Below are 11283 nucleotides of genomic sequence, written 5' to 3' on the forward strand. Positions count from 1 at the left end.
CATAAGGATAGCCGTCGTAATTTAAAACCCACATAGTTTAGATAAAATGCTATCTATATACGGATGATACACCTTATGATAGCAACATTTTAACAGGTGTATCTATCCATATTTTGAAACGAATCATCAATCATGTTTCTGTACTCTCTTAAAACATGCTGAAAGACCTTGTCATTCCAAGAATTTCTATATGTTTGGAAAAATGGGGTTTACTGTAAAACTAAGGGATTATAATTCCTGTTCCCGTTATCTTTTCTTTATCAAAATCGTACTTACAATTTAAAGTGTGAATGTATTGAAGTCCAGGAATATCAATTTCTTTTGTTTCGATTCCGTATCGTTGAACTTGTTTTCTAGAAATAGAGGTTGTAAGCTTTTCGATTTGCATTCGTAATACTTTTCGCTGTTTTGAATCTTTTTCCTGTTTAAATGTAGTAAATAGCTCACGATTCTCTAGATATATAGAACAGGGAATAACTTGATAATTATCAATATCACGCAGCAACCTTTGTGCCTCTGTATTTCTCATATCGTTTAGTGAAAGTGTATCCAGCACCTTTAAAGCTTGGTAGAATTCATCTAAGTATTTTTTGCTTAGATTTTCTGTTTTATATAATGTTTCGACAAGCTCCATTTTTGTTTTCTCATGTAGTTTTTGTTCGTTAAAAGATTCTAAAAGTTTTAAACCGTTATGGACAATATCCTCATCGTAAACGAACCCTATCCCTTGTGCTTCTGTATAAACAAAGACATTAGGTTCTGTACCTTCATAGGCTCTTCCACGATAACAACGACCTAAACGCTGAAATAAGCTATCTAATGTAGAGATTTCAGTAAATAATAAATCAAAATCAATATCTAATGAAGCTTCTACAAGCTGTGTGGCAATCCAAATCCCACTTTGTTCTTCGCGGTTTTTATCATTTGGTGCGAATTTCTTAATTTCCTCTTCTAAAACAGCACGATCCTTTTGAATAAATTGCGTGTGTAACAGTCTTACATTTTCATTATTAAACAACCCATATATACGTTTTGCCTCTTTTACTGTATTAGCAATAACTAATACACGTTTATTTCGCCCAGCTTCACGAATATGCTCTAAATCTTCGTCAATCATTGTTTTTCGTATAGATATGCGGTGACGAATTAAGTCATTATAGAATTTCTTTTTTACTAAATCACTTACCTTGATTTTGCCTCGTTTCTCCATTGTTTCCATAAAAACAGTAGGAAGTGTAGCGGTCATAATCATAAATTTGCCGCCTATCTGGTGAATCATTTCCAATGCTTTGAGTAAGACAGCTAAGATTTTCGGAGAATAACCTTGTATTTCATCTAAAACTATCTTAGAGTACGCCATTGTGGCCAAGTATTTCTCATATCCTCGAAATAAAAATGGAAACTTTAAAATCTGATCAATTGTGCTAAATGTTAACTTTTTACTCAATAAACGAGACTGCTCATAGATAAGCTCATTGGTTTCGTAATCATTTTTTAATGTCTGTAGAAAATCCACGCTACCACTGTGTAGCAACCCAGCAATTGCTTGTCCTTCTTCATCTATATATCTCATTCCATTTGTTATACGCTCATACAGGGCATTTAAACTTACACGGATTGGGAGTGTAATAAAACCTTTAGCTTCATCAATCCAAAATAAAGAAGCCTCTGTTTTTCCCATACCAGTTTGTGCAACAGCCACAATATTCTTATTTCGATTCTCAAAAGAAAAGAGTTGTAGATTGCGTGGTTTATGGCCATTCTTTTTTAGGAATTTATCGACATAAGTCCCAACTCCTTTGTCCGCATGACATTCTACAAGTTCTCCTGCAGAAGCTGCATGATCTACACGATTTAAAAGTCCCTTTACAAGCACAAGAAGAGGATATTCTTTATCTTTTTTCTTAATTGGCTTCCAACCTATAGCTGTAGTATCAAGATCTTTATTAATAGAACAGCACAATTCTTGCTCCAAACGGTCTATTTTCTCTTTTAAATCTGGTAAAACTGCATTTAGTATTTGGGCATCAAACATTACGTTTCGTACGTGATGATGTGCAATCGCCTCCTTCACAACTCGTTCTGTACTTTTTGAATAATGTAATTCTAAAAATGGGACACAAAGTAAGGAGATAAAAGCATGAGGAACATTAGGATACTTTTTTTCAATTTCTTGCTTTGTTAAAGGAGATAACCCCATATTAAGTTTAATAATTTGTTGGAATCCCTCATAAATCTTTCCTGTATCATGGTATTGGACAGCTACTTGTGCAAGTTGCCAAATCTCTTCTGACAACAAAGATCCATACGAGTATTTTAGTAAAGATAAATTTTCTAATACCTGTTCTGTGTGTTCTTGTAATGTTTCAAAATTTCCTGTTTGTTGATCCCACTTTGCATAAATGACATCGTCCATGTTTCCCCTCCTGAAAAAAATCCATGCCTGCTTATAAGGCATGGAAAAATACAATATAACCATCTTCATCTTCCGTATACTGTGGTGAATTTAACCCTTCTCCTTTACGGAATAACTGCGTTTGAACCGTCTCCCAAGTACGAATTCCTTGTTTCACTTGATATACCGTATTTAAACGATAGGAGATCCCTTTATAATTCATATAATCAAGGCGATCAACAATGCAATGACGTGGTATATAAAAATCATTTTTGAGTGAGATGATCTCTTTTGTATGCTTTTTGTTCAACGTTACCAATTTCACGTCTTCAATGACAGCCAAATCTTCACGACGGCCAAGACTAGGTGCTTCATTGATATTTTCTAATGCTATTTGTAATTGTTCCAATACATCTTGTTCGGCACGTACATGGAAAATAAGGGAGATTTCTTTTAGCATATGAACATGCATAGGCATTGTTGTAACTTCTTTTGACTTGTAAAAATGGTGTGTTTGCAAATCAAACAGCTTTCCTTCGTGAGTACCTTGGATGCTGATTTCCATTGGAATTAATTCATTTGCACCTAATACACAGTGAAGGAATCCCTTTACCGTACTGTAAGGTGGAAGAGGATAGGTTTCCTTTGCTTTTTGCGCCATTGGTTTCTTATAACAAGCGGTTTGTTGGTACAACTTTACTCGTAATGCTGCACTAGCCGACATAATAATTCTCCACTTGTTGCAATAGATAATCAAGCATACCTTGAATTGTATGGGTTGATTCGCTTGAAACAAGATTTCGTAACTCCCCTTCATTCACGAAAACACCAGATAATAGACCTACATGCGTTTGTTCTTGAACAGTTCGTCCCATACTACGACGTTCTAAAATTTCTTGTAGCATAATAGAATTTAAATGGTATTCACGTTTTGTCGGAACTAATTGTGTACGTCCTAAGAAATATGGTTGATTAATAGCATACAGACCACCAATTACAAACAAAGGGGATAAATCTTCTTGTCGCCCTCGGATATTACGATTTAAGGAAAATACAATTTCTAAGAATTCTTTGATTCGTCTTGCCTTTTCTTCAGGTGATAATTCAATTTCTCCATCTACACCAATTCTATGTAAATCAATAGTAATGGTATATGAATATAAACTTGTATGCCGCTCAAGTGTTGCGATATTTGGGTTTTCTCTGATACGTGAAGCATGTCCTAAATTTGTTAAAAATTCTAAGTCTCCTCGGTACGGTTCAAGAGAAACAGCATGAGACAAACGAACGCTAGCTGGGCGTTTGTTCCCCATATCACCTTTTACAGTTTTCATGTAACCAAATAAATCCATTTCTTCTGATTCTAGAATGGTAGCGCTAGGAGAATATTGAACTACGCTTTTGCTTTTTCCTTCGCCCTCCCCTTTGTCACGGCCAACTGTATCTAAGTTCCAACCATAACGTTCGGCGCCTAAACGAACCATATCGTATCGAATAGCTTGCCGTGAAGCAAATGTATGAATATCTCCATTTCCACGATTAAATTTCTTTAATTCGGAGACGTTACCGATCCCTTCTCCATAATTTAATGAATCTCCTTGAGACACGATTGTTAATGTTAATCCAGCCATTAGTTTGTTTCCTCCCCTTCTTTTTTATAGGGTTTGTCATTTAATCCGGATAGTAAAGCACTTGCAATACCTTCAAATTCACTACTATGTTCCCTTGTAGCATCCACATACATAGAAGTGTTCTTTTCCACTAATAAAAAGGTGCGGAATAATGTTTCAAAGAATTGTTGACGGTTATTGGTAGTTAAGGCATTTAACAGACGGTAAGTAATGCCTGGAATCTTATTCTCCATTCTACGTTCAGTAAGCCTTCTACGTACTTCGCGTCCATCCATTAGCGCATAATGGATTCTCTTTTGCATAGATTCATATTGCGCTTCTCGTGTTTCGTTAGACATGCCATAACACTCCTTTATCCTATTTAAATGAAACATAGCCAAAGTGGCCGCATACGTATCATAACTGGAATAATTGTTATCTACGTTTTTCCTCAATTGAATAGTGATATCACGAAAAAAATGCTCTCCATTTAATAATTTACGTAGGATTACGTTCCGAAACTGTGGATATTTAATATGATCGATCTCTCTTCCTCCACGCTCTTGAAGGTATTGAATGGCATGTTCTGATAAAAAATTCTGTGTAAGGGTCGTCTTTTTTCCGCTATTTTGGAATTCAACAATTAGCATATTTTTAGAGATCCACTTTGCTTTATCTTTAGCTTCTTTTAATGTGTCGTATAAAAACACTTCAAAAGGATTGTTTTGCTTTTTATTGGTAACAAATAAATCATTTACTTCTGCTAGCGCATCGAAATCTTCGTCTGTTTGAATGAATGAATAGGTTTCCCCATCTTTGTAAAGTCCAAAAACAGAACAAAACATAATCAACCGGTACAGATTGGATATAGGAAACGTTTTTTGATTATTCCACGTGTAATTCGTTGCATTTGCTAAACTGACTGCATTCGGGAGAAATACCGCTTCAGTGTAATCTGTAAGAGCAAATTGTCCCTCAATAACAGGACAATACAGTAATTCATCCTTCTTCAGTTTCGTGATTGTTTGTTTCGCTAACTTTTTAATATCTTCATCATCAGATTGCTGTATCATTTTGTTTAAGTCTTCTATTGCTTCGATAGTGCTGTTAGAAGAACGAAGAACAGAAAGAACCTCTTGTTCTAGTAAAATTGGTTGAACGAAGTCTCTTGCAAGAAATTCTTCATATTCTGAACGATTAAGGGTATTGCGTGATCTCTGTAAAAAACTTGTTTGACCATGCAATTCTCCTAAACGAAACCGAATCATATTTAATGTCAGTACTTCATTTACTTGATCTTGCTTTAACAACTTCAAGTAATCTTTTGTGATTGTCTTTAATTCTTCAATAGTTGATACATCTTTTTTGCTGCTAAACAGTTCCTTTAAAGCTCTAGCTTCAATTGGCAAACGCTTATTCAACTTATTTTCTGTACCTTTAATATCAGTAAAGATAGAGTCTTTAGAGCGTTTAAAATTGGATGTAGCGGATGTTAGATAATTATTCATCTTATTTTCTTTTTCATTTGCAACAGAAAACATATCAAAGGCATAATTGAAAAACCATTTCGGAAAATCGTGAAGCAATATTGGATCAAAATCTATATATGTCTCTTCGCTTTCAAATAAATCTTTTTCAGCATGCTCTAAAATACGATAAAACCCCAAAATACCAGTGTTCGTAGCCCAATCTTCTAAATATAATCGAATCATTGGTACTCCACGGACACGCAGCCGTACCCTTGTGACTTTTTGAAGGATGTACCAATTTGACGAAGGATTTCTAAGTCCTTTTGGTCTCCTTTTAACAAGAATGTACCTTTATAAGCTTCAAAGTGCTGATGATTAGGGGTATTATCAAATTTTTCTTTTACAACTTGTTTTGTTAAATTCATAGGTATAAATTGCAAAGGTCTTTTCAAGCCTTCTCCATGATAATTAAGTAAAGTCATATCACAAATATAATTGAAACTCTCTTCATAACCTTCTTCCGTTGGAGCAAGAGGTTTCCCAGCTCGGTCTTTAATAAAAATAGGGGAAAGGGTGCGGAATACTACCGTATCGCTTTTCACTTTGATTTCCGGTAGTATAAATATGTTCTTCTTCTGTAGTTTGTATCCTTTGTACTGAAATTCTTTAATTTCGTTTAAACCATCTACTAAGTAAGAAATGAATTCAGGATCAGGTGAACTAATAATCCAGTCCAATCCGTTCTGAAGGAGGAATTCATCATTTTCTAAAATATAGTCTTTAAGATAAACAGAAAACGTAAAATTCTTGCTTTTTTTATTCGGTTTATTCTCAAAGATATATAGGTTCTCTGCATATAATGCGTTTGATGTTTTTAGAGCTTCTTTGATAAAGCTCACAAACATAAATCGATACGAGAGAGGAATTACTTTACAAGTAAAGCTTACTTTCAATCTCATCATCTTCCTCCTTGATCTTCAATATAAAACCATTATAAGTTATCGGAAAATTAAGATTCAATAAATACGTAGAAATAAATGGGAAAAATCTTTTTGTGCAAATAATGATTTTTTCTTGATCCCATATAGTAAAGATAGAAACCCTGTGATACTTTTGTAATTTTGAAGTGAACCCCGTTTTTACAAACATATAGAAATTCTTGAAATGACAAGGTTTTTCAGCCTTTTATAAGAGAAGACAAAACAAGATCGATGATTCGCTGCAACATACTGGTTGATACACCTGTTATAATGTTGCTATCATAAGGTGTATCATCCGTATATAGATCGGGTTGTATCTGAACTATGTGGGATATAAATGCTACCATTACTACTCGAGGGTGTCTGTCTCGGTATGTTTTATCAAAACGTGGTGGGATATAAAGACTAGAATACTTGTAGCTAAAACACAAGCTGGGATTATTTTCATCTGAACTGTATGGGATATAAATGGAAAGAAACTATCCTTATTAAAACGTAGATTCTCGTGTTTTATCTGAACGATATGGGATATAAACAAGACAGCCAAAGGACGTATGATATTCAATTTTGAGTCTTATCTAAACCTAGTGGGATATAAAGTACGTATGGGCTGCAAGCGCACCACCAAATTTTGACGTTTTATCAAAACTATATGGGATATAAAGCAACTTATTATTAAATCGGTTATATGAGCATTTAGAGTTTTATCTGAACTTCATGGGATATAAAGATTTGAGTTGTTGTACCGAACATACCTTGCGCTAAGTTTTATCTAAACTATGTGGGATGTAAAAATCGGAGCATATTTTGGACCGATTGTTTCAGTAGTATTTTTATCTGAACTAAATGGGATATAAAGAGCTCTGGATTAATTCAAAGTAACGTAATTTGCTGTGTCTTATCTGAACCATATGGGATTTAAAGAAACAAAAAGAATTTTACTATGATCTTGTACTTTAGGTTTTATCTAGACTAAGTGGGATTTAAAGTTAAGAAAAATATAAAACGCATACGCTCCATTCATATCGTTTTATCTGAACTAAGTGGATATAAACTAGCCAATATCACCAACTATCTTTTCAACATTGAGGGTTTATTTAAAAGTAGTGGGATTTAAATGAAATAAGCCAACTCATTCTAATCACTCCTATTTTTGTTTTATCGGAACCATGTGGGATATAAAGTACACACAGCGTTTCAACTCTCTCTTGCTTCGATCTGTATTATCTAAGCTATATAGGGTATAAGCAACAAGAGCAGAAAGTATAAAACAAACTATATTAAAGTTTTTGTATCTCTACGGTACTAAGGCCTGTGAATTTAGCAATGACTTCTAATGGCATACCATTCTTATGCATGCCACGGATTAAATGAACTTTTCCTTGCTCAATTCCTTCTTCACGAGCATGTGCTAACTTAGCTTGCTCATCTAGAAGTAACTTTTCACGGGCTCCATAAGCTGTTCGGAAAGAAGAATCTAGGCTCATATGTTCCCACTTATCCCTTGCTTTTCGTAAAATTGGATCTTGATTCATAGCAATGTCCTCCAATGTTTGGGGTAAATGTTTATCCTCATTCGCTGTAAGTAATAATAACCAACGAACAAAAGAATCTTTCCAAGGATTAATTTGTTCGTTACGCTATTGTTGTATTAACTTCGGAATCTCTACAATATGAATTTCTTTCTATGTCATCACTTAAAACCTTTTGCTGAGTCCATAAGATTCTTGTTGTGTGAAATGTTTTGTATTTATTAAACATCATGAAGTTTAATAAATACGGAGATGGAAACACTGGTTATTGTATTTATGTATCAGGTGTAGGATGGAAATATGCAATTGAAAAGTATTGTGGTCATTAACAAATAACACCAACAGATATATCCGTTGGTGTTATTTGTTAATTTTTTATGATTGTAAAATTTCTTGTATTTCCTCAATACGTAAATTTGTAAACCTTGCAATATCTTCTATTGGCATTCCATTTTTGTGCATACCACGAATAAGTTGCATTTTCCCTTCTTCTATTCCTTTTTCCATTCCTTTTTTAATCCCTTGTTGCTCTGCATGAGCGAACTTAGCGGCCTCATCCATGAGAGCTTTTTCCCTTGCTTCATACGCTTGTCGGAAAGAAGAATCTTGACTCATACGTTCCCATTTATCCATTGCTTTTTGTAAAATTGGGTCTTGGTTCATCGCAATATCCTCCAATGTTTGGGTTAAGTGTTCATCTTCATTCGCTGGTAGAAGTAATAACCAACGAACAAACGAATCTTCCCAGGGATTTACTTGTTCATTACGCCACTGCTGCATGAGTTTTGGAATCTCTACAATATGAATTTCTATATCATCACTTAATATCTTCTGTTGTTGTTGATTCCATAGAATTCCTGTTGTATGGAATGCCTCGTATTCAGAAAACATAATGAAATTTAACAAATTAATTGTAATTGTTTTATGGAGCGAACTATATGGCATTCCTTTTTGAAGTTGGGATGTGTATAGCCTTCCCCAGTAATATAAACTTCTCTTAATCATATCATGATTATTATTTAGCTGTATTTCTACATTTACCTTTGTTCCCGTATCTAATGTTGCGGAAATATCTAAAATTGATAATTTATCCTCTTCATGTTCTCGATGCAAGTGTGGGTCTTCTAATTGCAAAGAAACAATAGGAGATTCTAAAGAACCTTGTAACATTGCATTTAAAAACGCAATTAGAATATCCTCATTTCCACTTGTACCAAATAATTGCTTAAAAGCAAAATCAATGCGTAAATTTACTAATTGTTGGTTGGTCATGGGTTTTCCTCTCCCCACCTCATAAGATATTTTTCTTTTATTGTACATAAAAGAGTGATGCACATGCAAACAAGCTCTTATTTCAATATACATAAGGGTTTCAATAATTTTTTAGGGATGTAACAATTTGTACTTTTTTGAACTACTCCCTATTTTTCATATGTACTAAATGTAAATTTCAAAGGGCCTGTTAGTGAAATAAATCTATTGTTAGAAAATACATAATGAATAGAAAACCCCGTTTCAAATTTTTAAGCAAAAAATAAAAAGTCTTGTTTATCACAAGACTTTTCTCTTCATTTTGGTTCAATTATATATCGATTATCCTCTGCACTACATAAACTTGCAGTATCAATTTTTACGCGACATGTACCTAATCGTCGTTTTACTTCTGAATGTAATTTTTCATTTACTTCTTCTAAAGAGCGTGCTGGAATGATTGTAGATTGTAAGTTTGTTACTTTGCCACCATACATAACTAAAAATTTTATTTCATATCGATGTATCATGGTTTCTTCACTCCCTTTGTTTTCCTTACAACTCATCCTTGTTTATTACCAAGTTTTTAGCTTTTGTAGATGTATACGCATTTTGTAGTACATACAGAACTTTTCTTAATTAGATGATTTCAATGATCTACAATTAAGAATACTTGTAAAGAGATATCTTTTGCTTCCTATAAATGAAGAGAAGTAAAGGAGATATTTAATTTTCAATCAAAACAATCAAGAACAAATTGTAATTAGCAATAGTGGTAATAACCTAATAACCGCTCCTTTCAATAAGGATAAAACTACAATAGAGCCAACATTCTATGTTATTCCTATAAAAAATCAAATAATCTTAAAAACGAAAAAACTATCTAAAGCTCTAAAAGTTACCCCAGTATATGAATAATATTAATATGTCAAAAACACCTTAATGCAAATAAGGTGTTTTTAATATATTTCTTATCAAAAATGTGGACGGTATTTTGCCTGTTGGCGGTACCCCTGTTATAAGAGATGGACAGTTATATGGCTTATATGAACCTGAATCCTGTTAAAAAAAGACACTCAATTGAGTGCCCTTTCTCGATTTAATAAATTTTTTAAACGTATTGGAATTCCATCTAATATGTTTAAGGTATTCTGAGTTATAATATTTACCCGTTCACATGATTGAAATATAAATAGAGATAATTTTATGATTGTCCCAGGTAAATGGGAGATTTTAATCTAAAATCAATGCTTGATGAATTCCTGATAATTTTTTAATTTCCCCAATTAATTCTGGAACTAATGGTTTCTCAGTTTCAATTATTAATATAGATAATTTCCCGGTTTCTTTTCGTGAAATTCTTACTTTATTAATATTGATTTTACATCTTGATAAGATAGCGATTACAGAGGAAATCGTGCTAAAGTGATTATTATTCATAATAAGAAGAGCAGGGTTTGTCTCGCGTAATTTTAGTTCAAAACCATTAATTGAAATGATTTTTACTCTTCCCCCTCTGAGAGAGCAAGCAATCATTTCAATTTTATCTTTACCTTTATATAAGCAAATTTTTGCTGTATGAGAATGTACTGGTTTTGCAACCTCTTCTATACAATTAATTGTAATTCCTCGTTCTTTTGCGATTGTAAGTGCATTAATAATTAGTGAATCATCTATTTTGAAACCTAAAATCCCACCAATAATTGCTACATCTGCACCAAAATGATGATTCGTCTTTTTAAATCCTCCATATAAAGAAATATCAATTCTGTCTGGTTCATGTGAAAATAGCTTCCGGATAATGTATCCTATTTTTACGGCGTCAGTCCCAAAAGTATTGGATGTTCCAATTGTAATAGGACCGATGATATCAAATACAGATCTATAGTTCATAAAAGTTGGTTCCCCTTAACATTGTTAATGAAAGTTATAGACGATCAGATTTATTTTTCGAAATATTATTAAATAAAACAAGAATTATTGAGATATTTAACATATGTTCATAATAGAAGAATTAATTAATGTATATTCCACTTGATAATTCGG

Annotated in this window: 8 protein-coding genes and 1 pseudogene; all 9 read right to left on the reverse strand. The window is 33.3% G+C overall.

Annotated elements, in window-relative coordinates:
• Positions 1–220: 220 nt before the first annotated feature.
• Positions 221–2416, reverse strand: a complete 2196-nt coding sequence (gene cas3 / locus MKY90_RS29515) for a CRISPR-associated helicase Cas3' (protein ID WP_341093661.1) — start codon at positions 2414–2416, stop codon at positions 221–223.
• Positions 2417–2447: 31 nt separating this feature from the next.
• Complete coding sequence (gene cas5b / locus MKY90_RS29520; protein ID WP_098102422.1) at positions 2448–3119, reverse strand: type I-B CRISPR-associated protein Cas5b; 672 nt, start codon at positions 3117–3119, stop codon at positions 2448–2450.
• Positions 3109–4026 (reverse strand): type I-B CRISPR-associated protein Cas7/Cst2/DevR, encoded by a 918-nt coding sequence (gene cas7i, locus MKY90_RS29525; RefSeq protein WP_341093664.1) that lies wholly within the window; start codon positions 4024–4026, stop codon positions 3109–3111. The genes cas5b and cas7i overlap by 11 nt, the downstream gene beginning before the upstream one ends.
• A complete protein-coding gene (cas8a1, locus tag MKY90_RS29530) occupies positions 4026–5717 on the reverse strand; it encodes a type I-B CRISPR-associated protein Cas8b1/Cst1 (RefSeq protein ID WP_341093666.1) in 1692 nt (563 codons plus the stop codon). Before cas8a1 ends, cas7i begins: the two co-directional genes overlap by 1 nt.
• Positions 5714–6433, reverse strand: a complete 720-nt coding sequence (gene cas6 / locus MKY90_RS29535; protein WP_215571648.1) for a CRISPR-associated endoribonuclease Cas6 — start codon at positions 6431–6433, stop codon at positions 5714–5716. Before cas6 ends, cas8a1 begins: the two co-directional genes overlap by 4 nt.
• 1301 nt (positions 6434–7734) lie before the next feature.
• Positions 7735–8230: pseudogene (locus MKY90_RS29540) on the reverse strand (Rpn family recombination-promoting nuclease/putative transposase); the annotation flags it as partial.
• A 131-nt stretch (positions 8231–8361) separates the two neighbouring features.
• The gene (locus MKY90_RS29545) at positions 8362–9258 is read right to left on the reverse strand and encodes an Rpn family recombination-promoting nuclease/putative transposase (protein WP_215571649.1); all 897 of its coding nucleotides are present in this window, start codon (positions 9256–9258) and stop codon (positions 8362–8364) included.
• A gap of 296 nt (positions 9259–9554) precedes the next feature.
• A complete protein-coding gene (locus tag MKY90_RS29550) occupies positions 9555–9767 on the reverse strand; it encodes a hypothetical protein (RefSeq protein WP_341093671.1) in 213 nt (70 codons plus the stop codon).
• Between the two features lie 703 nt (positions 9768–10470).
• On the reverse strand, positions 10471–11130 hold the full coding sequence (gene sdaAB / locus MKY90_RS29555; protein WP_078205368.1) for an L-serine ammonia-lyase, iron-sulfur-dependent subunit beta: 660 nt from the start codon (positions 11128–11130) through the stop codon (positions 10471–10473).
• Positions 11131–11283 lie beyond the last annotated feature (153 nt).

The sequence above is a fragment of the Bacillus sp. FSL P2-0099 genome, assembly GCF_038007445.1.
GTDB lineage: Bacteria > Bacillota > Bacilli > Bacillales > Bacillaceae_G > Bacillus_A > Bacillus_A mycoides.

Bases quoted from the DNA above. Each gene is read 5' to 3' on its own strand.
- cas6 (WP_215571648.1), bottom strand. From the start codon at position 6,433: ATGAGATTGAAAGTAAGCTTTACTTGTAAAGTAATTCCTCTCTCGTAT.
- cas7i (WP_341093664.1), bottom strand. From the start codon at position 4,026: ATGGCTGGATTAACATTAACAATCGTGTCTCAAGGAGATTCATTAAAT.
- cas8a1 (WP_341093666.1), bottom strand. From the start codon at position 5,717: ATGATTCGATTATATTTAGAAGATTGGGCTACGAACACTGGTATTTTG.
- MKY90_RS29550 (WP_341093671.1), bottom strand. From the start codon at position 9,767: ATGATACATCGATATGAAATAAAATTTTTAGTTATGTATGGTGGCAAA.
- cas3 (WP_341093661.1), bottom strand. From the start codon at position 2,416: ATGGACGATGTCATTTATGCAAAGTGGGATCAACAAACAGGAAATTTT.
- sdaAB (WP_078205368.1), bottom strand. From the start codon at position 11,130: ATGAACTATAGATCTGTATTTGATATCATCGGTCCTATTACAATTGGA.
- MKY90_RS29545 (WP_215571649.1), bottom strand. From the start codon at position 9,258: ATGACCAACCAACAATTAGTAAATTTACGCATTGATTTTGCTTTTAAG.
- cas5b (WP_098102422.1), bottom strand. From the start codon at position 3,119: ATGTCGGCTAGTGCAGCATTACGAGTAAAGTTGTACCAACAAACCGCT.